This is a genomic window from Nocardia macrotermitis (genome assembly GCF_009604405.1).
Taxonomy (GTDB): domain Bacteria; phylum Actinomycetota; class Actinomycetes; order Mycobacteriales; family Mycobacteriaceae; genus Nocardia; species Nocardia macrotermitis.
This window is the reverse complement of the sequence record NZ_WEGK01000005.1, coordinates 545,475-568,257: the sequence shown is the minus strand read 5'-3', so window position 1 is coordinate 568,257 and position 22,783 is coordinate 545,475. Positions and strand designations below refer to the sequence as shown.

At 67.9% G+C, this 22,783-nt stretch carries 27 protein-coding genes; 15 read left to right on the top strand and 12 right to left on the bottom strand.

Annotated features, from left to right (window positions below):
* Nucleotides 1–22: 22 nt before the first annotated feature.
* The 3 genes from NRB20_RS38125 to NRB20_RS15420 form a co-directional block, all read right to left on the bottom strand.
* Complete coding sequence (locus tag NRB20_RS38125; protein WP_319944948.1) at nucleotides 23–250, bottom strand: DUF3107 domain-containing protein; 228 nt, start codon at nucleotides 248–250, stop codon at nucleotides 23–25.
* Nucleotides 251–411: 161 nt separating this feature from the next.
* The gene (locus tag NRB20_RS15425) at nucleotides 412–1,110 is read right to left on the bottom strand and encodes a ferritin-like fold-containing protein (protein ID WP_153410730.1); all 699 of its coding nucleotides are present in this window, start codon (nucleotides 1,108–1,110) and stop codon (nucleotides 412–414) included.
* Nucleotides 1,111–1,226: 116 nt separating this feature from the next.
* Entirely contained in the window at nucleotides 1,227–2,288 is a 1,062-nt protein-coding gene (locus NRB20_RS15420; RefSeq protein WP_319944947.1) for an alpha/beta fold hydrolase, read from the bottom strand.
* Between the two features lie 449 nt (nucleotides 2,289–2,737).
* Between NRB20_RS15420 and NRB20_RS15415 the strand changes: the two genes are divergently transcribed.
* Nucleotides 2,738–4,477: a DEAD/DEAH box helicase gene (locus NRB20_RS15415; RefSeq protein ID WP_153410862.1), complete on the top strand. Its 1,740-nt coding sequence runs from the start codon at nucleotides 2,738–2,740 to the stop codon at nucleotides 4,475–4,477.
* A gap of 252 nt (nucleotides 4,478–4,729) precedes the next feature.
* Here the strand turns inward: NRB20_RS15415 and NRB20_RS38905 are convergent, their stop codons facing one another.
* Nucleotides 4,730–4,861, bottom strand: a complete 132-nt coding sequence (locus NRB20_RS38905) for a hypothetical protein (RefSeq protein ID WP_264766346.1) — start codon at nucleotides 4,859–4,861, stop codon at nucleotides 4,730–4,732.
* A gap of 266 nt (nucleotides 4,862–5,127) precedes the next feature.
* Between NRB20_RS38905 and NRB20_RS15410 the strand changes: the two genes are divergently transcribed.
* Nucleotides 5,128–6,348, top strand: coding sequence for an Rv3212 family protein (locus NRB20_RS15410; protein WP_319944946.1), 1,221 nt, complete (start codon nucleotides 5,128–5,130; stop codon nucleotides 6,346–6,348).
* Nucleotides 6,349–6,691: 343 nt separating this feature from the next.
* On the opposite strand, the gene NRB20_RS15405 is transcribed toward NRB20_RS15410, so the two are convergent.
* Nucleotides 6,692–7,378 (bottom strand): class I SAM-dependent methyltransferase, encoded by a 687-nt coding sequence (locus NRB20_RS15405; protein WP_194289858.1) that lies wholly within the window; start codon nucleotides 7,376–7,378, stop codon nucleotides 6,692–6,694.
* A gap of 47 nt (nucleotides 7,379–7,425) precedes the next feature.
* Here NRB20_RS15405 and NRB20_RS15400 point away from each other — a divergent pair, with 47 nt between their 5' ends.
* A complete protein-coding gene (locus NRB20_RS15400; RefSeq protein WP_153410860.1) occupies nucleotides 7,426–7,842 on the top strand; it encodes a MarR family winged helix-turn-helix transcriptional regulator in 417 nt (138 codons plus the stop codon).
* Between the two features lie 218 nt (nucleotides 7,843–8,060).
* Nucleotides 8,061–8,324, top strand: coding sequence for a hypothetical protein (locus NRB20_RS15395; RefSeq protein ID WP_153410727.1), 264 nt, complete (start codon nucleotides 8,061–8,063; stop codon nucleotides 8,322–8,324).
* Nucleotides 8,325–8,425: 101 nt separating this feature from the next.
* Here NRB20_RS15395 and NRB20_RS15390 read toward each other — a convergent pair whose 3' ends face one another.
* The gene (locus tag NRB20_RS15390; protein WP_153410726.1) at nucleotides 8,426–9,004 is read right to left on the bottom strand and encodes a hypothetical protein; all 579 of its coding nucleotides are present in this window, start codon (nucleotides 9,002–9,004) and stop codon (nucleotides 8,426–8,428) included.
* Between the two features lie 400 nt (nucleotides 9,005–9,404).
* Here NRB20_RS15390 and NRB20_RS15385 point away from each other — a divergent pair, with 400 nt between their 5' ends.
* From NRB20_RS15385 to NRB20_RS15370, 4 genes are all read left to right on the top strand, one after another.
* On the top strand, nucleotides 9,405–10,019 hold the full coding sequence (locus NRB20_RS15385) for an acid phosphatase (protein ID WP_194289857.1): 615 nt from the start codon (nucleotides 9,405–9,407) through the stop codon (nucleotides 10,017–10,019).
* Nucleotides 10,016–10,492, top strand: a complete 477-nt coding sequence (locus NRB20_RS15380; RefSeq protein WP_153410724.1) for a GNAT family N-acetyltransferase — start codon at nucleotides 10,016–10,018, stop codon at nucleotides 10,490–10,492. Before NRB20_RS15385 ends, NRB20_RS15380 begins: the two co-directional genes overlap by 4 nt.
* Before the next feature lie 112 nt (nucleotides 10,493–10,604).
* Nucleotides 10,605–10,946 carry a YciI family protein gene (locus NRB20_RS15375; RefSeq protein WP_153410723.1) on the top strand — a complete coding sequence of 114 codons (342 nt, stop codon included), beginning with the start codon at nucleotides 10,605–10,607 and terminating at the stop codon, nucleotides 10,944–10,946.
* Between the two features lie 133 nt (nucleotides 10,947–11,079).
* Complete coding sequence (locus NRB20_RS15370) at nucleotides 11,080–12,342, top strand: RNA polymerase sigma factor (RefSeq protein ID WP_153410722.1); 1,263 nt, start codon at nucleotides 11,080–11,082, stop codon at nucleotides 12,340–12,342.
* Between the two features lie 202 nt (nucleotides 12,343–12,544).
* Here NRB20_RS15370 and NRB20_RS15365 read toward each other — a convergent pair whose 3' ends face one another.
* Nucleotides 12,545–13,003, bottom strand: a complete 459-nt coding sequence (locus NRB20_RS15365; RefSeq protein ID WP_153410859.1) for a hypothetical protein — start codon at nucleotides 13,001–13,003, stop codon at nucleotides 12,545–12,547.
* Between the two features lie 109 nt (nucleotides 13,004–13,112).
* Here NRB20_RS15365 and NRB20_RS15360 point away from each other — a divergent pair, with 109 nt between their 5' ends.
* Together NRB20_RS15360 and NRB20_RS15355 are read left to right on the top strand one after the other, a co-directional pair.
* The gene (locus NRB20_RS15360; RefSeq protein WP_319944945.1) at nucleotides 13,113–14,072 is read left to right on the top strand and encodes a diacylglycerol/lipid kinase family protein; all 960 of its coding nucleotides are present in this window, start codon (nucleotides 13,113–13,115) and stop codon (nucleotides 14,070–14,072) included.
* A 235-nt stretch (nucleotides 14,073–14,307) separates the two neighbouring features.
* The gene (locus tag NRB20_RS15355) at nucleotides 14,308–14,562 is read left to right on the top strand and encodes a WhiB family transcriptional regulator (protein WP_040827274.1); all 255 of its coding nucleotides are present in this window, start codon (nucleotides 14,308–14,310) and stop codon (nucleotides 14,560–14,562) included.
* 565 nt (nucleotides 14,563–15,127) lie between these two features.
* Here NRB20_RS15355 and NRB20_RS15350 read toward each other — a convergent pair.
* A complete protein-coding gene (locus NRB20_RS15350) occupies nucleotides 15,128–16,639 on the bottom strand; it encodes a sensor histidine kinase (protein WP_153410721.1) in 1,512 nt (503 codons plus the stop codon).
* 1 nt (nucleotide 16,640) lies between these two features.
* On the bottom strand, nucleotides 16,641–16,856 hold the full coding sequence (locus tag NRB20_RS15345) for a biotin/lipoyl-binding carrier protein (protein ID WP_153410720.1): 216 nt from the start codon (nucleotides 16,854–16,856) through the stop codon (nucleotides 16,641–16,643).
* A gap of 89 nt (nucleotides 16,857–16,945) precedes the next feature.
* Here NRB20_RS15345 and NRB20_RS39575 point away from each other — a divergent pair, with 89 nt between their 5' ends.
* Nucleotides 16,946–17,020, top strand: coding sequence for a 50S ribosomal protein bL37 (locus tag NRB20_RS39575; RefSeq protein ID WP_110293457.1), 75 nt, complete (start codon nucleotides 16,946–16,948; stop codon nucleotides 17,018–17,020).
* Nucleotides 17,021–17,211: 191 nt separating this feature from the next.
* Here NRB20_RS39575 and rsrA read toward each other — a convergent pair whose 3' ends face one another.
* Both rsrA and NRB20_RS15330 read right to left on the bottom strand, forming a co-directional pair.
* A complete protein-coding gene (rsrA, locus tag NRB20_RS15335) occupies nucleotides 17,212–17,472 on the bottom strand; it encodes a mycothiol system anti-sigma-R factor (RefSeq protein WP_153410857.1) in 261 nt (86 codons plus the stop codon).
* A 32-nt stretch (nucleotides 17,473–17,504) separates the two neighbouring features.
* A complete protein-coding gene (locus NRB20_RS15330; protein ID WP_406603832.1) occupies nucleotides 17,505–18,218 on the bottom strand; it encodes a sigma-70 family RNA polymerase sigma factor in 714 nt (237 codons plus the stop codon).
* 308 nt (nucleotides 18,219–18,526) lie between these two features.
* On the opposite strand from NRB20_RS15330, the gene ybaK reads away from it, so the two are divergent.
* The 3 genes from ybaK to NRB20_RS15315 all read left to right on the top strand — a co-directional run bounded on the left by ybaK (nucleotide 18,527) and on the right by NRB20_RS15315 (nucleotide 20,120).
* Nucleotides 18,527–19,030, top strand: coding sequence for a Cys-tRNA(Pro) deacylase (gene ybaK / locus NRB20_RS15325; RefSeq protein ID WP_153410719.1), 504 nt, complete (start codon nucleotides 18,527–18,529; stop codon nucleotides 19,028–19,030).
* A gap of 177 nt (nucleotides 19,031–19,207) precedes the next feature.
* Nucleotides 19,208–19,729 carry a MarR family winged helix-turn-helix transcriptional regulator gene (locus NRB20_RS15320; protein ID WP_153410718.1) on the top strand — a complete coding sequence of 174 codons (522 nt, stop codon included), beginning with the start codon at nucleotides 19,208–19,210 and terminating at the stop codon, nucleotides 19,727–19,729.
* A 106-nt stretch (nucleotides 19,730–19,835) separates the two neighbouring features.
* Nucleotides 19,836–20,120 carry a hypothetical protein gene (locus NRB20_RS15315; protein ID WP_153410717.1) on the top strand — a complete coding sequence of 95 codons (285 nt, stop codon included), beginning with the start codon at nucleotides 19,836–19,838 and terminating at the stop codon, nucleotides 20,118–20,120.
* A gap of 50 nt (nucleotides 20,121–20,170) precedes the next feature.
* Here NRB20_RS15315 and NRB20_RS15310 read toward each other — a convergent pair whose 3' ends face one another.
* Nucleotides 20,171–20,941, bottom strand: coding sequence for an SOS response-associated peptidase (locus NRB20_RS15310; protein ID WP_153410716.1), 771 nt, complete (start codon nucleotides 20,939–20,941; stop codon nucleotides 20,171–20,173).
* Nucleotides 20,942–21,274: 333 nt separating this feature from the next.
* Here NRB20_RS15310 and NRB20_RS15305 point away from each other — a divergent pair, with 333 nt between their 5' ends.
* Nucleotides 21,275–22,780 (top strand): aldehyde dehydrogenase family protein, encoded by a 1,506-nt coding sequence (locus NRB20_RS15305; protein ID WP_153410715.1) that lies wholly within the window; start codon nucleotides 21,275–21,277, stop codon nucleotides 22,778–22,780.
* The last annotated feature ends 3 nt before the right edge of the window (nucleotides 22,781–22,783 follow it).

The following is a 22,783-nucleotide window of genomic DNA, read 5'->3' as shown; positions in this document are numbered from 1 at the left end:
CCCGAAACGTGTGCGGTTGCGATCAGACCGCGGCGAACCCCACCCGGCCGGCGGCGGCGGTGCCGATCTCCACGTAGGCCACCTTGGCCGCCTGGATCAGGAACTTGCGCCCCTTCTCGTCGGTCAGCGATACCACGCCGTCCTTGCCGGTCAGCGCACCGGACACCAGCGCCTCGACCTCTTCGGGGGTCTGCGAGCTGGTGATCACGAGCTCACGCGGGCTATCCGAGATACCGATCTTGACCTCCACGGCCAACCTCCTACTAAGTCTCAATACCGTCCTGATCAGGCTAATGCAGGGCGGGCGAGCACACGTAACGCTGTCAGCGAAACCGCGACCGCAGCTCACACGCCACGCCGAACCGATCGCATACGCCCTCGAAAAACGCAGCGCGACAAGCGATCCCGGACTCATCCGAGACCGAGCACCCGCATCCGCTCGGCGTGGCTGGTCTGCATGTGCTCGAACAGCGCGGCCACACCGTTGAGGTCACCGGTGGCCACCAGCACCAATTCGGTCAGCTCGTCGCGCTGGGCCATCACCCATTGCGCCTGGGTGATCGCCTCGCCGAGCAGGCGGCGTCCCCACAGGGTCAGCCGGTCACGCTCGGAACGGCTGGTGGCGACCGCGCGGCGGACCTCCTCCACGACGAACTGGGAATGGTCGGTCTCGGCCAGCACATCACGCACCACCGCGCCCACCTCGGGGGCCAGCGCGCTGGCCAGCACGGTGTAGAAGTCCGCGGCCAAGCCGTCGCCGACGTAGAACTTCACCATCGACTCGAGCCACGTCGAGGGGTCGGTCGAATTGTGGTACGCGTCCAGCGCGCGCACGAACGGGGCCATCGCGTCGAACACCTCGACCCCGCGATCGGCCAGGGCCCGGTTCAACGTCTCGAAATGGCCCATCTCGGCGGCGGCCATCGCGGCGACGGACACCTTGCCCCGCAACGACGGCGACAGCTTCGCCTCCTCGGCGAGCCGGTAGAAGGCCGAGATCTCGCCGTAGGCCAGGACCGCGAAAAGGTCGGTGACACCGGGATGATCAGCGGGAATGCGAACAGTGGATTCGGTCGAATCGTCCAGCGCGGCAGGCGGGTTTGCTCCCATGCCCTACACCCTAGTATCGCCCTCGGCGAGGTTGTGACAGGTCACCGCGATTTCACGGTGCTGTGCTCGAGCAGTGTCCATCGGCGGCAGCGGCTGCCGCCTCCGGGCACGGCCGGTCATGCCGCGGCGTCAGCCAGGAATTTCTCCAGGTACAGCCACGTCGTGTTGCGGGCGGCCGGGCCGGTGAGGATGCCCAGGTGGCTGCCGGGCGCGGTCTCGAAACGGACCTCGGCGGCCCCGGTGAGGGTGCGGGTGCCGTGTTCGACGGCCGCGGCCGGGGTGATCACGTCGTCCGGGCCGCCCACCAGCAGCACCGGCGCGGTCACCTCGGACAGCGCGATGCGGCGCTCGCCCAGCCGGAACTCGCCCCTACCCAGGTCGTTGGCCAGCATGCAGCGGCCCCACAGCTGGTTGTACAGGCGTCCGGGATAGCCGGGCATGCTGTCCTGGAACCGGTCGATGGTCTCCATCCGGCCCAGCGTGGCGGCGTCGGTCAGATGCGTGGCGACGAACAGCGGACGCCGCAACTCGCGCTCCCAGGACGTCACGCGGTAGGCCAGGCGCGTCAGCGGCGCGGGCACCCCGCCCGCCAGCCGGATCAGCGTGGACGCGCCGATCCCGCCGGTGAACCGCGCGACCGCGCGCACCTGCGGGACGAAATTCACCTTGTCGTAGTCCAGCGGCGCGCCGACCGCGGTGATCGAGCGGATCGGCAGCGCCACATCGGCCGCGGCGGTGAGCAACGCGAGCACCCCACCCAGCGACCAGCCGACCAGATCCACCGGCGCGCCGTCACGATCCGCGGACACCCGCCGGATCGCCTCGGGCAGGATGTCGTCGATCCAGTCCTCGAAGCCCATCCGCCGGTCCGCGAAACCGATCTCGCCGTAGTCGACCAGGTAGGGATGATGTCCGCAGTCGAGCAGGAACCGCGCCAGGCTCTGATCCGGGCGCAGGTCGAAGCAGGTGGCAGGGGCGGCCAGTGGCGGGACGAGCAGCACCGCGGATCCGGTGTCGGCCGCGACCGGTTCGCCGATGCGCTCGAAGCGATGCAGTCGGCGGTGCTCCTGATCCCACAGCACCGTGTACGGCGTCGGGGCGGGCTGCTCGATACCGTCGCCGAGGGTCAGTGCCCAGGCGTTGCGCGCGGCGAGGGTCACGGTGTCTGCCAAACTCACACCCAGCAAGATATCCCGTGACACGATGTCACACATATGTGTGATCTACCACTCTCCCGACATCGAGCCGGCCCGGCGCGGCGGCGCGCGAATTCCGTCCGATTCACGAATTATCCTGTGCCGCAGCGCACACCGCGCGGCGCGACAATAAACTCACCGAACTCCGCGACGCCCGCCGCACGCATTTCCCACGGTGCATCTCGGGCGGCGGAAGATATCACGCTACAATCTGCATGGGTAGCGGAAATTTCGACTCGTGACATCACCGCGTGACCGAGCGTAGTACCGCGGCCCGAATGGAAAATGTGCGCGCACAGATCCGCAACACCGATGCGCCGCGCCAGGTTGATACCACCACCGGTATCCCGCAGCGGCCGAGGTGGGACACACCGCGGGATATGTGGCCGAGAGTGGACCGCCGGGTCCGCCCCACACCTCGTGCGCGCGAGATGCGATACCGCGAGGAAGGCAAGAACCTGAGCAAGATCACCGTGGAAACCGAACCGGGGTTGAGCGAAAACCTGGTTACAGCAGAGCTCGACCCCACACACACCGCACCGACATTCACCGAATTGGGAGTTCGCCCGGAAATCGTCCGCGCACTCGCCGAGATCGGTATCGAACGTACTTTCGCCATCCAGGAACTCACCCTGCCGCTCGCACTGGCCGGTGAAGATCTGATCGGTCAGGCCCGCACCGGTATGGGTAAGACCTTCGGATTCGGCGTCCCGCTGCTGCACCGCATTTCCAGCGGTGATTCGGGCACCGTCGCGCTGGACGGCACACCGCGCGCACTGGTCATCGTGCCGACGCGGGAATTGTGCATCCAGGTCACCCAGGATCTGGAGAACGCGAGCAAACACCTCACCAATCAGCAGGGCCCGCTGCAGGTCACCTCGATCTACGGCGGCCGCCCCTACGAGACCCAGATCGAGGCGTTGCGCTCCGGTGTCGACGTGGTCGTCGGCACCCCGGGCCGCCTGCTGGATCTGGCCGAACAGCAGCATCTGATCCTGGGCAAGGTCGGCGTGCTGGTGCTGGACGAGGCCGACGAGATGCTCGATCTGGGCTTCCTGCCCGATATCGAGCGCATCCTGAGCATGGTGCCGGACAAGCGTCAGACGATGCTGTTCTCCGCGACCATGCCGGGCCCGATCATCACCCTCGCGCGCACCTTCCTGCACAAGCCGACCCACATCCGGGCCGAGGAGCCGCACGATTCCGCGGTGCACGATCGCACCGCGCAGTTCGTCTACCGGGCGCACGCGCTGGACAAGAGCGAGCTGGTGGCGCGGATTCTGCAGGCGTCCGGGCGCGGCGCGACGATGATCTTCACCCGCACCAAGCGCACCGCGCAGAAGGTGTCCGACGATCTGGCCGAGCGCGGCTTCGCGGTCGGCGCGGTGCACGGCGATCTCGGGCAGGTGCAACGCGAGAAGGCGCTGGACAAGTTCCGCAAGGGCCGGATCGACGTGCTGGTCGCCACCGATGTCGCCGCGCGCGGTATCGACATCGACGATGTCACGCACGTGGTCAACTATCAGTGCCCCGAGGACGAGAAGACCTACGTGCACCGCATCGGCCGCACCGGCCGCGCGGGCCGCACCGGCGTCGCGGTCACCCTGGTCGATTGGGACGAGCTGAACCGCTGGTCCAGTATCGATTCCGCGCTCGGACTGGACATTCCGGAGCCGGTGGAGACGTATTCCCGTTCCCCGCACCTGTTTTCGGATCTCGACATCCCCGAGGGCGTGACCGGAACGTTGCGCCGCAAGGTGGAGCGGGACGAGGACGCGGTCGTGGTGGAGCGCGCCGCGCGCGCACCGCGCAAGCGCAACCGCCGCCGCACCCGCGCGGGTCAGCCGATCGACGGCGTCGAAAGTGCCGAGGTGGCAACCGAAGCCGGTGATTCCGACTCCGATTCGACTGCGGCCGAACCGGATTCGACCGAGTCGGACGACGCCGCCAAGCCCGCGCGTCGCCGCCGTCGCCGCCGTTCCTCCGGTGCGAGCGCCGCCGAGAACGACGCGCAGGGCACGTCGGAGGAGTCGGCCGACACCGCGTCCGCACCGGCCGCCGACTCGGACGACCAGGCCGACAAACCGGCCCGTCGCCGCCGTCGCCGCCGCAGGCCCGCCAACGCGGACTCCACCGAGGCCACCGACGCCCCGGTCTCCGCGAGCGCCTGAGCGACAACACCGATCGAGGGGTCCCAGCTTGTTCCGGCAAGCTGGGACCCCTCGTTCCATGCGAGCCACATCACCACACACTCGGCCCGCGCCCGCGCTTCCACCGCGCTTCCTTCATCACCACACGCTCGGCCCGCGCCCGCGCTCCCCACCGCGCTTCCTTCATCACCACACGCTCGGCCCACGCCCGCGCCCGCGCTCCCACCGCGCCTCCTTCATCACCACACGCTCAGCCCGCGCCCGCGCCCGCGCTCAGCCCGCGCCCGCGCCCGCGCTCAGCCCGCGCCCGCGCCCGCGCTCAGCCCGCGCCCGGGCTCCCCACCACGCCTCCTTCATCACCACACGCTCGGCGCGCGCCCGCGCTCCCCATCGCGCTTCCTTCATCCCCGCACTCCGGGCCGCCGGATACCGCCATTCGAGCGACGTGTACTCCGCCGACGATCAACTCTTCGTTGCGCCCTGTAGTTTCGGTGAGCCCGCTGACCCGCTCGACCGCTTCCGCCGGGTACTTCGAGTCGATGAACACCCGGATCCGAGCCGGAGCGCCAGCGCGCGGAAAACCGTAGCCGCCGAACGGAAATGCGGTGGTGGGGCCGGATGCCGCGATGTCCCCATCCGGCGGGTGCGGCGGATCGACTACGCTCGCTGACGTGCTCGCACCCGAGCGGCGGACGCGCGCCGATCTCCTTGCCGCAGTCGCGATCGCCGTCGTGGTGGTGATCGCGATGGTCGTCGTGTGGTGTATCAGCGATGCGCGCGGCACGGTTTCCGAGCCCGCCACGCATGCCGCCGAACAACCCGCCGCCGCCGAGGAACTACCGGTGGCGTTGCGCGAGCTGTGGCACGCGCCAGACGGGGCCGCGGCGCGGGCGTTGACCGCGGGCGGGGTGGCCGTCGCCGGTGACGGCGGTACGGTCACCGGCTACGACCCGGTGTCCGGTAAGCAGGTGTGGAAATACCAGCGCGATATGCCGCTGTGCGGGGTGGAGGCGCAGTACGGCACCGTCATCGGCACCTATCGCGATCAGCGCGGGTGCAGTCAGACCACGATGCTCTCGGCCGACACCGGCGCCCGCCGCACCGCGCGCAGCAGCTATATGGACCGCGCGATCACCTTGACCGCGGACGGCACCTACTTCCTGGCGCAGGGTTCGGACCGGCTCGAGGTGTGGCGTTCGGATCTGGTGCGCACCCTCGAATACGGCTATGTGGACGCGCCGGTGAACGTCAAGACCCAACCGCGCTCGGGCTGCACGCTGCTGTCCTCGATCTCGGGCAGTACCCGCCTGGCGGTGCTCGAGCACTGCCCCGGTGACGGTGCGGACCGGCTGAGCGTGCTCAATCCGGCTCCCAAGGACGCGACGACCCCCGAGGAGTACGGCTCACACGTGCTGACCGAGCCCGGCGGGAACGTCGACGGCGCGCGCGTGCTCGCGGTGTCGGACAACCGGGTGCTGCTGTACCTGCCCGGAACCGGTACCACCACACCGGAATTGGCGATCTTCGACGGCACCGCGAATCTGCTGTCCACCGACCGCCTGAACGCCCCGCTCCCGCCCACCGCGACCACCACCCGCATCGGCTCGGCCTACCTGATCTACTCCGGCAACAGCGTGATCGCTTTGAACGCAAGCACATTCGACCCGCTCTGGACCGCCCCCGACGCCCTGGGCTCCCCCGCCCTGATGGCCGGTCAGATCCTGATCCCGGTGGACGGCGCGATCGCAGCCCTCAATTCCGACACCGGCGCGGAGACCACCCGAATTCCCGTGCGGCGCAGCGACTATCACAACGGTCCCATCTCCCTGGCTGTCGTCGGATCCACCATCCTGGAGCAGCGCGGCGGCCGCATCTACGGCCTCGGCCGATAATTCATCGGCTCGCGGGAGATCTGCGCACCGGCAGACTTCGCCCCTGGCGTGTCGTCGGCTCGTCACATGCAGCACCCGAAAACCTTTGCGCGGGAGATAGTTTCGATCGGATCCGAGTGAGCGCGCGTTGCACGTGCACTTGCGGGAATCCGTACCCTCGATACCGCGATACACTCGAAAACCTTTGTGCGAGATATTGTCTCGTCCGGATCCGAATGCGCGTGTCGCACGGTGCATTGCGGGAATCCGTACCTCCGATAGCGCGAACGCCCGCGCGTGGTCGTGAACCATCGCGCGGGCGTTCGGGAGACTTCGGAAAACTGTTGTGCCGTAACCCTTTCGGTCAGCCCAGGTGCGCCGACAGCAGCCAGGCGGCTACCGATTTGCGGCCGGGGCCTTCGTCCTGGATACCGCCGCCGGCGAATTCGGCGAAGGCCGCGAAGTTGTCGGGAACATTGGCGTGGATGCGGGCCGGACGGACCTCGTCGATGGTCCAGTACGCGCCGACGACCTCGCGCAACTCCTCCTCGGTCACGGCGTTGACCGGCCCCAGGGACATGGTCGCGCGATCGAAGACGAGCACGAAGTAGGACGCGCCCGGCGCCGCCGCGCGCACGATCGATTCCTGGTAGCCCTTGCGCAATTCCACCGGCATCGAGTGGAACAGGGTGCTGTCGACGATGGTGCCGAACCGGCCGTCGTAACCGGTGAACGCACTGATATCGGCGACCTCGAAACTGCTGGTGGTCACGCCGCGGGCGGCGGCCGCGGCGCGAGCGAGGTCGATGGCGGTGGGTGACAGGTCCAGGCCGACGGTGGTGAAACCACGTTCGGCCAGGTACAGCGAGGTCTCGGCCTCGCCGCAGCCCGCGTCGAGGACTTCGCCGTGGAATTTTCCGGCGTCGATGAGTGCGGCGATCTCGGGCTGCGGCGCGCCGATACTCCACGGCGGCCGGTTGCCCTGCCCGATCTCGGGTGCCTCACCCCGGTAGGCGGATTCGAACATCGCGTCATTCGATGAACTCGTCATGACCCCATTTTATGTCAACCAAGTTGATATGTGTCAATATGGTTGACATGGAAGGTCTCGAGGACAGTCCGCTCGGGTACCTCCTGTACCGGGTTGCCGCGGCGTTGCGCTCCGAGGTGGTCGCGACCGCACTGGAACCGCTGGAACTCACGTTCTCGCAATATCTCTGTCTGCGGCTGCTGTCCCAGCTCCCCGGCAAGTCCAATGCGCAACTCGCGCGCGAGGCCACCGTCTCGCCGCAGGCGATGAACAAGGTGATCCGGGAATTGCAGGAACGCGGCCTGGTCACCCGCCCGGCGACCGTATCGGCGGGCCGATCGCTGCCCGCCACCCTGACCCGCGAGGGCACGGCCCTGCTGGCACAACTCGATCCACTCGTACTCGCCGCCGAATCCCACGTGCTGGCCAAACTCAGCGCCGGTGAACGTCGCGAATTCCGCCGCCTGCTCGCCGCGGTCGGCTGACCGCAGCCACATCCGCGGCCGCGCTCCCGCTGCCGGTCATCCATATGAAGTACGGTGGCTATCGCTCAGCAACTCGAGTCGGATGCCGGGTCCGCCGCCGCCCACATCAGTGCGGGATATGAGTCTGCTGTGCATCTGCTCCAGGTCGTTGCATCCCGGACCGGCGGGGACATGCAATGGCATCGAGGTCGGGACCGCACTGCCTACGAGAGGTCATCATGAAGAGGACACTGTCCGCATCGTTCGTCGCCATCGCCGCGGGTGCGCTGCTCGCCGGACCTGTCATCGGTTCGGCCGCCGCCAACCCGGTGTTCCCGCCCGCGCCACACCAGAACAACGACTGGGGCGGGCTCAACCGCCCGGGCTACCACGACCCGCGCGACCCGTTCCACAACGACTGGCACTGCGACCGACACGGCAACTGGCACAACAACGAACACGACAACCGCGGCCACCACGACAACCGCTGCCGCACCTGGTAATCCTCAGGCAATCCCCGGGTTCCGGCGCGTTCGCCGGAACCCGGGGAGGCTCGACTCGCGTTACCCCACCGAAGCCCTCTTCGATGCCCAGGCCCGGGACCTCACCGCAGGCCGTACAGCACGGCGATGGCCGCCGAGACGAGTTCCGAGAGCAGGGGCAGCGATTCGTCCCGCCGGGGTGGGCGGGCCCACCAGCGGCCCTCGGGGGTCCGATGCCCGAAACCGGTGGGTAGCACCACATTTCCGCGATGCGGGCCGATGTCCACGCCGCGTCGTTCGAGACGGGTCAGGTGGTCGGGGGACGGATGACGATCCGCCACCACGAGGAAGGTGCGGCGAGCCGGACGGGCACGGACCAGGACCGGGCCGGGGATGCCCCGGTCGATCAGTTCGCCGAGAATCGAAACACCCAGCGGCTCAGGGGTATTGACCGCCGCGATGGAGTCGGTGAGCGGCAGTACGACGAAACCCGGTGTGGTGACGTGCACTCGGGGCAGGCCGAACAGCGATCGATAGGACGCGGCCCAATCCTGCGGTGTCACAACGTTTCCCGGCCCCGCCAGGGCGCAGTCCGGATCGTGCGGATGGCCGCGGGGACGGCACGGCAGACCCGTGTCCTCCCGGCTCACCACGCCCGCCCGCGATCGCCGCGCCACCCCGTCGCACCCTGTCCGGAACATCCCGTTCTCCCCCCTGCGCGTCCGAACGCACCGATCTCCGGCGTACCGCAGCAAAATTCGTAGATCCGCGCGTATCCGTCCACCTCGACACCCCAACCCTCGCGAGATTTCACGAGACAATAGACGCCCGAACAGACTTCGTAGTTCGATCGTATGTCGCCGACCACTCCCCCGGTGCGGATTCGAGCGAACTCGAGCGGCCGAGCAACTGATCAGCACACTTCGTCGCCCATCTCATCCTCGCACACAGGACAATTCGCCGGAATCGACCGAAGAATCATCGAATATTGTTCCCCTGCAACGTCATTCGACACCATCCGCGCGACAGCGACGAGCCGCCGACACCCGCCCCGGACCGGGCCTCACCCGCCGCCCCACCTCGTCCGGCATGATCGAGCCCATGAGTGGTTCCACGAGTGAATTCCGTTTGGTGGTGCTGCGACACGGCGAAACCGAGTGGTCGAAGGCGCACAAACACACGGGACGGACCGATATCGCGCTGACCGCCGCCGGCGAACGGCAGGCCGCGGCCGCGCGGGAGGTGCTCGCGGGACTCGCACTGACCGAACCGCTGGTGCTGTGCAGCCCCCGGCAGCGCGCGAGCCGGACCGCCGAGTTGGCCGGACTCACCGACGTGCGAACCGACGACGACCTGGTCGAGTGGGATTACGGCGATTACGAGGGCCTGACCACACCGCAGATCCGCGAATCCGCGCCGGGCTGGACGATCTTCACCGATCCGGTGCCCGGCGGCGAATCCGCCGCGCAGGTGCGGGCCCGAGCCGATCGGGTGCTGGCGAAGGTGGAACCCGAACTCCAGGTGCGCGACGTGGTGCTGGTCGGGCACGGGCACTTCTCGCGCTGCCTGATCGCGCGCTGGGCCGAATTCGAGGTGCGCGAGGCCCGCCGGTTCTACCTGTCCACCGCCGGAATCAGCGTGCTGGGCCACGAGCACGGCACCCGCACGATTCTCGCGCACAACCTCGTCCCGGCCACCACCGAAGGAGTCCGATGATCCGCCGCGCCACCCCCGAGGACGTACCCGCACTGGTCGGGCTCGTCTACGACCTGGCCGAGTACGAGAAGGCCCGGCACGAATGCGCCCTCACCGACGAACAACTGCACGCCTCCCTGTTCGGCCCCGATCCGAAGGTCTTCGCCCATGTGGCACAACGTGATTCGGGCGGCGAGGTACTCGGCTGCGCGATCTGGTTCCTGAACTACAGCACCTGGACCGGCACGCACGGCATCTACCTCGAGGACCTGTTCGTCACCCCCGAGGCGCGCGGTCTGGGCCTGGGCAAGGCCCTGCTCACCGAGCTCGCCCGCGAGGCCGTCGCCAACGGCTACCGCCGCGTGGAGTGGTCCGTGCTGGACTGGAACACCCCCTCGATCGAGTTCTACGACGCACTGGGCGCGACCCCGCAGGACGAGTGGACCGGCTACCGCCTCACCGGCGAGGCACTCACCCGACTGGCCGCGCGCTGATTTTCGCGGCACCCAGATTTTTTCTCGCGAGGTTGTCGATTCCGCCGGAGGTCGTCCGTCGAAGAGTTGAATGGTCCGAAAGGCGGGCCACACTGTTCGAAGGACGATCACCATGTCGCAGTATCTGGTCCTGATCTACCAGGACGAACGTCAGGTCACCGAGCCCACCCCGGGTAACCCGGCGATGAGCAGCCATCGGCAGTTCATGGAGGCCAACCAGTCGGCGCTGTGCGGTGGCAACGCCCTCGCCCACAGCCACAGCGCGACCAGCATCCGTCCCGACGGCGCGGGCGGTTTCACCGTGACCGACGGCCCGTTCGCCGAGACGAAGGAACAACTCGGCGGCTACTACCTGATCGAGGCGGACGATCTGGACGCCGCACTCGCGGTCGCCCGACAGGTCCCGATGGCCGAGGGCGGCGTCGAGGTACGCCCCGTACTCGTCCTGAGCTGAGCGCCTCCCCTCGACGAATTATGTTGCACTGCCACATGATTCACCAGAACCTCGAGCGGTCCCGCGGATTCGGCACGCGTGGGACCGCTCGGGGATCAACCCCGCCACCACCCGCAGTGCCGAGGTCGCAACGATGACCAACCCACCCGATACCCACGTCCTGGCGGCCGCGGCGGTCGCCGACGCGCATCGGCGGGAATGGGCGTTCGTGCTCGCGACGACCGTTCGTGTCACCCGCGATCTGGATCTGGCCGAGGAGTGTGTGCAGGACGCGTACGCCCAGGCCCTCGGAAATTGGGCGCGGCACGGCGTCCCGGCCCGCCCGGCTGCCTGGCTGACGACCGTGGCCCGCAATCGAGCCCTGGACCTGCTGCGTCACCACTCGACGATGCGCCGGGCGCTGCCGTTGCTGATCGAGGACGACCACACCGAGGACATCGCCGATGCCACCGTGACGGCGTTGACCCAGATCCCCGACGACCGGCTCCGGCTGATCTGCACCTGCTGCCACCCGGCCCTGGCCCTGGAAGCGCAGGTGGCGCTGACGCTGCGGCTCGTGTGCGGCCTGAGCACCGCCGAGGTCGCCCGCGCCTTCCTGGTCGCCGAGCCGACCATGGCCGCCCGCATCACCCGGGCCAAGAAGAAGATCGCCGCGGCCCGCATCCCCTACCGGGTGCCGGGCCCGGCCGAACTCCCCGACCGCGTCGACGCGGTGCTCACGGTCGTCCATCTGCTGTTCACCACCGGGCACACCGCACCCGCGGGCGCGGATCTGATCCGCCGCGACCTGACCGAGCGGGCCACCGACCTGGCCCGCATGCTGCACGCCCTGCTGCCCGAAAACCCTGACGTGACAGGGCTTCTCGCGCTCGTGCTGCTCACCGACGCCCGTCGCGCCGCCCGCGTCGACGCGAACGGGAGCATGCTGCGCCTGTCCGAACAGGACCGCACCCGCTGGGATCGCGCGCAGATCGCCGAGGGCATCGCGCTGGTGCGGGCCGCGCTGAACCGCACGCCGGGCCGTTACGCGCTGCAGGCCGCCATCGCCGCGGTGCACGCCGAGGCGCCCGGTTACGCGGACACCGATTGGCCCGAGATCGCCGGACTGTACGACGTGCTGATCCAGGTCTGGCCCTCACCGGTGGTGGCGCTGAACCGCGCGGTTGCGCTCGGAATGGCAGCGGGCCCCGCGGCGGGACTGACCGCGCTGGCGGAGTTGTCCACCGAACCGCAGCTGGCCGGATACGGCTATCTGCCCGCCGCCCGCGCCCACTTCCTGGCCGCACTGGGCCGCACCGGCGAGGCCCGGCTCGCCTACGACGAGGCCCTGTTGCTCACCGAGAACGCCGCCGAACGCGCGTTCCTGGCCGCGCGCGCAGCCGAGCTGGACGAGTGACCAAACGTTCGCCCACGAGGCACTCAGGGGTCGTTACGGGCCCATCGCGCGACGGCGACCTATCGTGAAACGCATGACGATCACCGTCCCGAGGGCGGCCCGCCGATGTGGCCCATGTGGCGCACCCCGCGCTGACCGCGGACCCGAATCAGCCCCGGCCCGAACCGGCCGCGGCTCGAATCAGCCCCGGCCCGAACCGATTTCAGCCCGCCGACCCGATCGACGAGTCGTACCCCTGCGCCATCCAGCGCGAGGACGGCGGCGCGAACAGCAGCCCCAGCCCGGCCAGCGCGACCAGTCCGAGCGGAATCCCGAACTGCGCCTGACCGCCCTCGAGCATGTACCAGGCCACCGGCAGCAGCAGCACCTGCGCGATCACCGCGATCGCCCGGCCCCAGCGACGTCCGCGGAACAACCCGATCCCGGCCGCGAGCACCGCGGCGCCCAGAATCAGGAACCACGCCGCGGTCCCGTACGCGCTCACCTTGCTCTGATCCACCCCCGACAGACCGCGCACGACCAGCACGATCGCCACGATCACACCGGCCACCCCCTCCAGCGCCGCGAGCGCGCCCGCACCACGCACCGTGTTCGGCACCACCGTCGGCACGTCGCCCTGCGCGACGACCTGATCGTCGTCGCGCCCGTCCGAGTTCTGCATCGCCACGCGCCCAGCCTACGACCCGGCCGAGCCGGACCACGACCAGGGAATCCGACCGCGGGCACGGCCGGGGCACGGAATTCGGACGGGCGGTCAGTAGGCTCGTCGCGTGCGGACGCTGCTGATCGTGAATCCGAATGCCACCTCCACCACAGCGGCCACCCGCGACCTGCTGGCCCATGCGCTGGAGAGCCGCACCCAACTGACCGTCGCGCACACCCAGCACCGCGGGCACGCCGCCGAACTCGCGCAGTGGGCCGCGACCAACGAGATGGACCTGATCGTCGTGCACGGCGGCGACGGCACCGTCAACGAGACGATCAACGGATTCCTGCCGCTGCCGCAGATCGATGACGGGCAGGCGTGGAAACCGCGACTGGGCGTCATCCCGGGCGGCTCGGCGAACGTCTTCGCGCGCTCGCTGGGCATCAAGCCCGATCCGGTCGCGGCGACCAACCAGCTCATCGACCTGATGTCGCTGGAGAAGGATCGCCGGATCGGCCTGGGCCTGGCCGACGATCGCTGGTTCACCTTCAGCTCGGGCGTCGGGCTGGACGCGGATGTGTGCGAGGCCATCGACGAGAGCCGCGCCAAGGGGCACGCGGCCACCCCGGTCCGTTACGTCACCACGACCGTGCGGCAGTTCTTCCGGGCCCGGCGCACCGAACCGTCGGTGACGGTGCACATTCCCGGGCAGGAACCGGTGCGCGGCGTGTACTACGCGTTCGTGACGAATACGACGCCGTGGACGTATCTCGATTCCACCCCGGTACATACCAATCCGGGCACAACATTCGAGACGGGTCTGGGAGTGTTCGCGATGCGGACGATGGGCGTGGCCTCGACCCTGTTGATCACCCGGCAACTGTTGGCCGCCGAGGGAAACCCGCAGGCCCGCAGCCTGTTTCGGGATGACGACGTGCCATCGGTGCGGATCGAGGCCGACACGCCCATAGGTCTGCAAATCGATGGCGATTTCATCGGCCGTCGCAACGTGGTGGATTTCACGGCCGTGCCGCAGGTCCTCGATGTGGTCGCGCCGCAGCCGGATGTGACCCGACACAACTGAGAAACATCCCAGTTGTGCTGCGGAAACCGGTTCGAGCGGGTAAAAAGGACTCCGCAGTCCCCGTTACCGGGGTCTTAGGCGTGAGCTTCCCCACGGTGCACCACAAAGCTATTGACATCTACGGTGTTCGTGAAAGCATTCACAAGCAACCGTGCGGAAACATTCGAGTCGCACAAGTGAACGAACCACAAACTCATGGCGTGCCTTGCGGCGCGCCCAGCAAAGGAGCAGAGGAATGGACTGGCGCCACAAGGCCATCTGTCGCGATGAGGACCCCGAGCTGTTCTTCCCGGTGGGTAACAGCGGTCCTGCACTCGCGCAGATTGCCGATGCCAAGCTGGTCTGCGCCCGCTGCCCCGTCACTGCCGACTGCCTGTCCTGGGCCCTTCAGTCCGGGCAGGACGCTGGTGTATGGGGCGGTATGAGCGAAGACGAGCGGCGCGCGCTGAAGCGTCGCAATGCGCGGACGCGTACCCGGGCCGTCGTCTAACCCACGACGGTCGGCGTTACGGCCACCGATCACACGCATCAGCCCCGGCGCGTAACGCACTTCGGCCCGGCACCCGTGAGGTGCCGGGCTTCATTGTCTCCGGGACCGGATATCTCCGGTCCGGACGGCAACTCCGGCGAGACCGCAATCCGTACATTTCGGCCAGCTGTGCACCGGAATGGCGGATACCGTGCTGGACAAAACAACCGGACGGAAATTCGGCATCGCAATGTGCCAATCCGAAAATCACCCGTGTTGTGCGCCACACGACAAGTCCCGTAAACAGGAAATTCCTGTTGACGCCCCCAAGCGCACGCCGAGCAACCTGTGTCTTTGGCCTCCGCTTCGCTCCGGCAGGTTTTCGGCGCCCGTGTGGCTCGTCGTTCAGCCCTCGAGACTCGGCCTCCGACCATGCGCTTCGAGGGCTGAACGACGAGCCGCGCCGAAAACCCTTGGAGCTGGCCTTGCAGAGCCTTTCGCTTCGCGGGCAACTACCAGGCGGACGGAGACGATTCGCCGCTGGGCACCTTGGTGGTTGCGTTGGGCTTGTCGGCTGTGGAGAGATCTACCGCGTACGACGCCCCAAGGGGACTCGCAGGACCGCATCGGTGCCGACGTCGGCACCGGGGTGCAGCCCGATCGATCCGCCGAGTTCGGCGGTGACCAGGGTGCGGACGATCTGTAGGCCCAGCCGGTCCGAACCCTCCAGGCTGAAACCGTCCGGCAGGCCGCGGCCGTCGTCGCCGATGATGACGTCCAGCCAGCGCGCGGAACGCTCCGAGCGGATCGTCACCGTACCGTTCTCACCGGCGTCGAAGGCGTGCTCGATGGCGTTCTGCACCAGTTCGGTCAGCACCATGACCAGCGGTGTCGCGCGTTCGGCGGAGAACACGCCCAGTGAGCCCTCGCGGCGGACCTTGATGCGCGCGGTGTTGACCGTCGCGACGTCGGCCATGATCGGCAGCAGCCGGTCCACGACCTCGTCGAGATCGACCTCCTCGTCCACCGACATGGACAGCATCTCGTGCACCGAGGCGATCGAGGTGACCCGGCGCACCGATTCGGTCAGCGCGAGCTGCGCCTCCTCGTTCTCGGTGCGACGCGCCTGCAACCGCAGCAGCGCGGCCACGGTCTGGAGATTGTTCTTCACCCGATGGTGGATCTCACGGATGGTGGCGTCCTTGGACAGCAGCGCGCGATCGCGACGCTTGACCTCGGTGACGTCGCGCACCAGCACCGCGGCCCCGGCCAGTTCGCCGTGCGGGCGCAGCACCAGCGTGCGCAGCAGCACCGTCGCCCCGCGCGCCTCGACCTCCATGCGACGTCCGGATTTCCCCGCGAGCGCGGCCTGGATGTCGCTGACGACCTCCTGCGCGTCGAACGGGTCGGTGATCAGCGAACGTGTCGTCTGAGCCAGATCCTGGCCGTCCAGATCGGCCTGCAACCCCATCCGGTGATAGGCCGAGAGCGCGTTGGGACTGGCGTACCGCACGATGCCGTCGGTGTCGAGGCGGATGAATCCGTCCCCCGCGCGCGGACTGGAGTGCGAACCGGTCCGATCCTCCAGCGTCGGGAAGGTGCCGTCGGCCATCATCTGGCACAGATCGTCCGCGCACGCCATGTAGGCGATCTCGAGATTGCCACGCATCTTGGTGCGCTGCACCTCGAGGTCGCGGCCCAGCACCGCGATGACGTCCTCGCCGACGCGCACCGGAATCGCCTCGTGGATCAGCCGGGTCGGATTCGGGTGGTAGACCCCCGCCTGTTCCTGATCGTTGTCGAACCGCACGATCGCGCCGCCGCGCAACGCCTGGAAGACCTGTGGATGATCGTCCCGGGAGGCCAGCGAACCGACCAGATCCTCCGGATGCACGGTCGGCGCGGTGGTGGGGCGGCACTGGGCCACGCACACCACGTCGGCCCCCTCCGCGACCGGGCCGACGCCCACCCACAGTTGCAGATCCGCGAACGACAGATCCGCCAGCAGCTGCCAGTCGCCGACGACACGTTGCAGATGGTCCACGGCCGCGCCGGGCAGATCGGTGTGCTCGGCGAGCAGATCACTCAGAGTGGACATGCTAGGAGATCACGGCGATCAGGTCGCCCTTCTGTAGGACATCGCCGGGCGCGACATTGATCGAGGTGACCGTGCCCGGCCCCTCGGCCACGACGGGGATCTCCATCTTCATCGACTCCAGCAGCACCAGGGTGTCGCCCTCGGCCACCACCGCGCCCTCCCGCGCGACGATCTGGAAGACGGTCGAGACCATCTCCGCGAGCACTTCCTCAGCCATGGCACCCTTCCGGAGTTCGACGTGACGACCAGCTGACGATATAGCCAACCACACGTGGAACAATGTCGTTCGATCAGAAGGGAGAAATCATGGGAAAGCGTGGTCGTAAGAAGCGCAGCCGCAAGGGCAACGCAGCCAATCACGGCAAGCGTCCGAACAGCTGAGCTGTAATTTCGGCGTCGCCTCCGGCGCCGCGTGTTCGCGGCCCCGAAGGCTCGTCGTTCAGCACTCGAGACTCGGCTTCGCCATGCGCTTCGAGTGCTGAACGACGAGCCGGCCGCGAACGTCGCTCGTAAGACTCGCTCCCGAGTGGTTCAGCAGGGTCGAGAACTCACCCGATATCAGAGCTCGTCTATCAGAGCTCGTCGGAACGCTCGGTGACGGTGATCGACCGGCGGATCTCCACGGTCAACCGCTCACGCAGCGAGTCCGGGGCCCGATCACCGCCGCATTTGCGGTTGAGCAGCCGCTTGAGTTTCTCCTCGAGGCCGTACGCGTCGATGCACGGCGAGCAGGTCTCCAGATGATGTTGCAGCCGTTCGCGAGTGGCCTGATCACATTCGCCGTCGATCATCAGCCAGACATCGGCGAGTACCGCCGTACAGTCCAGCTTCATATCCGCATCACCCTCGTTGTGCTCGTGCCCACTCACTGGGTGACCTCCTGACGTGCCCCGTCCCCCGCCTGGTTGCGATCGAACCCCCGCTCGTGGGCCACATCCGCGAGCAGCCCCTTGAGTTGTTTGCGGCCGCGGTGCAGCCGCGACATGACCGTACCGATCGGAGTGCCCATGATCTCGGCGATCTCCTTGTACGGGAAGCCCTCGACGTCGGCGTAGTACACCGCCATCCGGAACTCCTCGGGCAGTTCCTGGAGCGCGGCCTTGATGTCGTCGTCGGGCAGCGCCTCGAGCGCCTCCATCTCCGCCGAACGCAGACCCGTCGAGGTGTGCTCGGCCGTGGCGGCCAGCTGCCAGTCGGTGATCTCGTCGGTCGGATACTGCGCGGGCTGGCGCTGCTTCTTGCGGTAGGAGTTGATGTAGGTGTTGGTCAGGATCCGGTACAGCCAGGCCCGCAGGTTGGTGCCCTCGCGGAAGGACCGGAAGCCCTGGTACGCCTTGGCGAAGGTCTCCTGCACCAGGTCCTCGGCGTCGGCCGGATTGCGGGTCATCCGCAGGGCCGCGCCGTAGAGCTGGTCCAGCAGCGGGAGCGCGTCGCGCTCGAACCGTCGCGCCAGCTCGGCCGGATCCGCCGGGGCGGTCGGCCGCTGTGCCTCCTCGCCGGTGTCCGGCTCGTCACCGGAATCCGGAGTTTCGGCCGCACCGTCCAGGCGATCGGCCGCCAAATCGTCGTCGCTCGTCACGCCCATCCCTTCGATCGCCGTAATCACAGAATCTACCGTGATCGATACGGGCAGCGGGAATCCGGTGACGGGAGGCACCGCCACGGCGACGAGCTCCGCGGACGACGCGGTGCGCGGCGGACGTTCATCGATCAGAACCGTCACCGGCGGACTCCTTCTTTCTCACGGAATGGGATGCGTATGGCGTGCAACATGCGCCGGGGCCGCTGTGTTCCCGCTGCCGGGTGGCCGCGACGCCGGACACACCGCGCCGCTACGCCGGACACACCGCCTTGGCCCGACCGGGCGGCTCGCCTAATGTGACCGGCATGGCCGGTCCGACCCCCGCGATCCGCGCAGCGGCGAAAGCCGAAGTGGCCCATCGCGTGCACACCTATCCGCACGATCCGCGCAACGATTCGTTCGGAGCCGAGGCGGTCGCGGCGCTGGCCGAACGCCTGGGCGTGCAGGCCGGGCAGATCTTCAAGACGCTGGTGATCGAGTTGTCCGGCGGGTCGGGCGGCGTCCGGTTGGCGGTCGCGGTGCTGCCGGTCCCCACGACGCTCTCGCTCAAGGCGGCCGCCGCGGCGCTGGGTGCGTCCAAGGCCGTGATGGCGGACAAGACCAAGGCCGAACGCACCACCGGTTACGTCCTGGGCGGCATCTCCCCGCTGGGTCAGAAGCGCACGCTGCCCACGGTGGTCGACGCCTCGGCGCTGGACTGGGATCGGATGCTGTGCAGCGCCGGACGACGCGGTCTGGAGATCGAACTCGATCCGCGGGATCTGGTGCGTCTCACCTCGGCCGTGACCGCTCCGGTGACCGCGGGCTGAGCATCCACAACTCGGACATCCCGGACATAGCCCCCACTGACCTGCACCGATGGAATACCACATCGGTCACCTTGCATATCCCGACACCCTGACACATACTTGCCAAGTACAACTAGTTGGAAAACTCAAGCAATTGACCGCCTCAACCAGTGTTGCGGTTCCCCGAGGAGGGCGTCCATGGACCACGACGAGGCGATCGATCTCATCGCCCTGCAGTTGATCCGACTGGGCCGAATCCGCGAACGCACCAACGCTCAGATCGCGGCCGCCTCGCACGGAGAGATCGAGGCTGCATCTTACTCGATCATCTTCCGTCTGCTCTACGACGGCCCGATGCGTTCGGGCGCGCTGGCCGAGCTGCTGTACTCCGACGCCTCCACCATCAGCCGCCAGGCCGCCGCACTGGTCAAGCGCGGACTCATCGAACGCCGCGCCGATCCGGCCGACGGCCGGGCCAGCGTGCTGGCGGTCACCGACGCCGGGCGGGAACTCGCCACCGCGCTGCGCCAACGCCGGAACGCGATGCTGGACAACGTACTTCGGGACTGGAGCGAGTCGGAACGGATCGATCTCGGGCGGATGATGAGCCGCTTCGTCGACGACTACGAGCAGGCGCGTCCGGGGATTCTCACGCTCCCCCCGAAGGATTCCGCGACCGCGCAACCCACCGCCGACGCCCAGCGAAACGGCGACGAGTAACTCAAACACGCTGTGCCACAGGGCCGAATCGGCAAATAGCCTGCGAATCCCCCGGTTGTGCGTTTACTTGACGGGCCCGTTCCGTCGATCCGAGGATGTGATGCGCATGTTCCACAGGCAGTCCGTTCGCACCCTGATCATCGCCCTGTCCGGCGGCGTGATCCTGACGTGCGGGGTCGCCACCGCCGTCGCGGCGCCCCAGCCGAAACCCGAGTTCCCGCTCGGCACCCAGCACGAATCCCCCGCTCAGCCCGGTCCCGGCGACCTCGGCGATCAGGCCGAGAAGGCGCAGGATCTGGGCGGGGACATCGTCACGCGAATCATCGATATGGGTGCGGATCTCACCAAATGCGGCCTCAATCTGATCACCCCGAGCGTCGCCTGCAAGTGATCCCACCCGAGTCCGACCGATTTCCGGCCGCACGGACCGCGGCCCGGGAATCACAGCAGACTGATCTGGCCGGGTTGGTCCTCGACCCGGTTCAGCAGTTCGGGGCCGTTGTTCCGGACGCTGTTCACCAGAGCCGGGACCTCCCGCACCACGATGTCCGAAATCCGTTCCAGCCCAGGGGTTTCCAGGAGTTCGTGCGGTGCGGGATGATCCGGGTCGAGCCAGGCGGACCACTGTTCGCGCGGCATCATCAGCGGCATCCGGTCGTGGATGGCGGTCAGCTCGCCGATCGCGTCGGTGGTCAGGATCGTGCAGGACAGCAGCGGATCCGGCTGCGGCTGGGCGCGATCACGCCAGATCGACCACAGCCCGGCCATGTAGAGCGGGGACCCGTCGGCGCGGGACATGTAATAAGGGCGCTTGACAGCTTTGCCCTTCGCCGCCGGATCACCCGCCACGACCCACTCGTACCAGCCGTCCATCGGCACCAGACAGCGACGTTTCTTGACCGCGTCACGAAACGAGGGCGCCTCGGCCGCCCGATCGGCGCGCGCGTTGAACAGCGGTTTCCCCTTGACCGGCACACCGGGTTCGGCCGCCTTGGTCCACACCGGAATCAGCCCCCACCGCATCCGCCGGATCCGCAACCGCGCGGCCTCCTCGGGATGCTCCCGATCGTGCCGCTCGACCACCGTCAACACCTGATTGGTCGGCGCCACATTGTAATTCGGATCGACCGGCCCCTCCCCGGTCTCATCGATCGCATCCAGCTCGGCCGCCAAACGGCCCGGGTTCACCGTGGTCGCATATCTGCCGCACATTCCCCCATGCTACTGAGCACCACTACGCAAAACCCACACTCGAACCACGTCAACCACAAGATCACCCAGTTCCGCAAACCCCGTTGAAGGCCGACAGCAAAGTTCGCGGCCCGGCTCGCCGGTCGGACGCGTGGCGGGTGCGAGGAACGAGTGCCCGACACGGGGCTCAGCGGTGAGCCTCAGGGGGCCGCGAACCCGCCGGAGCGGAGCGGAGGCCGAAAATACAGTTGGCCGGAATTACATGTGATGGCGGGTGACTTCATATCTAAGCTGTTCACATCTACGCTATGAGAACTTCACACGTTCACCTTCTCACAAGGGGTCGCCGTAACCATGTCCACCACCGAGCCGACAACCGCCCGACGGACCGTGCTGACCTCGGTCAACCCGGCCACGGGCGAGGTCATCGATACGCATCCGATCGCCGATGAGGAGGCGGTGGCCGCGGCCGTCGCCAAGGCCCGTACCGCCGCCGCGAGCTGGGGTGCGCTGAGCTATTCCGACCGCAAGCGGTATCTGCTGCGGTGGTCCACCCGGCTCGTCGAGAAGTCCGACGAACTGTGCGATCTGATCCACCTCGAGAACGGCAAGACCCGCGACGACGCGTTCCTGGAATTGCTGCTGACCCTCGAGCACATCTCCTGGGCCGCCAAGAACGCCGAAAAGGTGCTCAAGACCAAGAAGGTCTCCGCCGGCGCGCTGATGTCCAACTTCGGCGCGTACATCGAGCAGCGCCCGCTCGGCGTCATCGGGGTGATCGGCCCGTGGAACTACCCGATCTACACCCCCAACGGTTCGATCGCCTACGCGCTGGCCGCCGGTAACGCCGTGGTCTACAAGCCGAGCGAATTCTCCACCGGCATCGGCAATTTCGTCGCCCAGGCGTTCGCGGAGGCCAATCCCGAACTGCCCGACGGCATCTTCACCACCATCAACGGCTACGGCGAGACCGGCGCCGCGCTGGTGCGCGCGGATATCGACAAGATCGCGTTCACCGGCTCCGCAGCCACCGGCAAGAAGATCATGGCCGCCGCAGCCGACCGGCTCACCCCGGTACTGCTCGAATGCGGCGGTAAGGACGCGGTCATCGTCGCGGCCGATGCCGACGTCACCGCCGCCGCCGACGCGGTCGCCTACGGCGCGACCATGAACAGCGGCCAGACCTGCGCGGGCGTCGAGCGCGTCTACGTGGACGCCTCGGTCCGGGACAAGTTCGTCGCCGAGGTCAAGCGCATCCTCACCGACGTGCACCCGGGTTCGGACGGTAAGGCCGCCTACGGCCCGATGACCATGCCCAGCCAGATCGATATCGTGCGCCGCCACATCGAGGACGCGCTGAAGAACGGCGGCACCGCGGTGCTCGGCGGCCTGGACTCGATCAAGGGCGCGTTCATCGAGCCGGTCGTGCTGGTCGACGTGGACGAGGATTCCGCGGCCGTGCGCGAGGAGACCTTCGGCCCGACGGTCACCATCCGCACCGTGAACAGCATCGACGAGGCCATCGACCTGGCGAACGACTCCACCTACTCGCTGGGTTCGACGGTGTTCTCCCGCAAGCACGGCCTCGAGATCGCCCGCCGCATCAAGGCCGGCGCCACCTCGGTCAACTCGGTGCTCGGTTTCGCGGCCATCTCCGCCCTGCCCTTCGGCGGCGGCCGCGACTCGGGCATCGGCCGCATCCACGGCGCGCCCGGCATGCTGGAATTCACCACCCCGCACTCGATCGCGGTGCAGCGCTTCGCGATTCCGGGCATGGCGCTGATGAGCTACTCGCGCACCGCGAGCACCATGAAACTGCTGCGCCGGGTCGTGCCGATCCTGCACGGCCGCAACAAGTAGCTG

Bases quoted from the DNA above. Each gene is read 5' to 3' on its own strand.
- NRB20_RS15425 (WP_153410730.1), bottom strand. From the start codon at position 1,110: ATGGGAGCAAACCCGCCTGCCGCGCTGGACGATTCGACCGAATCCACT.
- NRB20_RS15415 (WP_153410862.1), top strand. From the start codon at position 2,738: ATGCGATACCGCGAGGAAGGCAAGAACCTGAGCAAGATCACCGTGGAA.
- NRB20_RS38905 (WP_264766346.1), bottom strand. From the start codon at position 4,861: ATGAAGGAAGCGCGATGGGGAGCGCGGGCGCGCGCCGAGCGTGTGGTG.
- NRB20_RS15405 (WP_194289858.1), bottom strand. From the start codon at position 7,378: ATGACGAGTTCATCGAATGACGCGATGTTCGAATCCGCCTACCGGGGT.
- NRB20_RS15400 (WP_153410860.1), top strand. From the start codon at position 7,426: ATGGAAGGTCTCGAGGACAGTCCGCTCGGGTACCTCCTGTACCGGGTT.
- NRB20_RS15395 (WP_153410727.1), top strand. From the start codon at position 8,061: ATGAAGAGGACACTGTCCGCATCGTTCGTCGCCATCGCCGCGGGTGCG.
- NRB20_RS15390 (WP_153410726.1), bottom strand. From the start codon at position 9,004: ATGTTCCGGACAGGGTGCGACGGGGTGGCGCGGCGATCGCGGGCGGGC.
- NRB20_RS15385 (WP_194289857.1), top strand. From the start codon at position 9,405: ATGAGTGGTTCCACGAGTGAATTCCGTTTGGTGGTGCTGCGACACGGC.
- NRB20_RS15380 (WP_153410724.1), top strand. From the start codon at position 10,016: ATGATCCGCCGCGCCACCCCCGAGGACGTACCCGCACTGGTCGGGCTC.
- NRB20_RS15375 (WP_153410723.1), top strand. From the start codon at position 10,605: ATGTCGCAGTATCTGGTCCTGATCTACCAGGACGAACGTCAGGTCACC.
- NRB20_RS15370 (WP_153410722.1), top strand. From the start codon at position 11,080: ATGACCAACCCACCCGATACCCACGTCCTGGCGGCCGCGGCGGTCGCC.
- NRB20_RS15365 (WP_153410859.1), bottom strand. From the start codon at position 13,003: ATGCAGAACTCGGACGGGCGCGACGACGATCAGGTCGTCGCGCAGGGC.
- NRB20_RS15355 (WP_040827274.1), top strand. From the start codon at position 14,308: ATGGACTGGCGCCACAAGGCCATCTGTCGCGATGAGGACCCCGAGCTG.
- NRB20_RS15350 (WP_153410721.1), bottom strand. From the start codon at position 16,639: ATGTCCACTCTGAGTGATCTGCTCGCCGAGCACACCGATCTGCCCGGC.
- NRB20_RS15345 (WP_153410720.1), bottom strand. From the start codon at position 16,856: ATGGCTGAGGAAGTGCTCGCGGAGATGGTCTCGACCGTCTTCCAGATC.
- rsrA (WP_153410857.1), bottom strand. From the start codon at position 17,472: ATGAAGCTGGACTGTACGGCGGTACTCGCCGATGTCTGGCTGATGATC.
- ybaK (WP_153410719.1), top strand. From the start codon at position 18,527: ATGGCCGGTCCGACCCCCGCGATCCGCGCAGCGGCGAAAGCCGAAGTG.
- NRB20_RS15320 (WP_153410718.1), top strand. From the start codon at position 19,208: ATGGACCACGACGAGGCGATCGATCTCATCGCCCTGCAGTTGATCCGA.
- NRB20_RS15315 (WP_153410717.1), top strand. From the start codon at position 19,836: ATGTTCCACAGGCAGTCCGTTCGCACCCTGATCATCGCCCTGTCCGGC.
- NRB20_RS15310 (WP_153410716.1), bottom strand. From the start codon at position 20,941: ATGTGCGGCAGATATGCGACCACGGTGAACCCGGGCCGTTTGGCGGCC.
- NRB20_RS15305 (WP_153410715.1), top strand. From the start codon at position 21,275: ATGTCCACCACCGAGCCGACAACCGCCCGACGGACCGTGCTGACCTCG.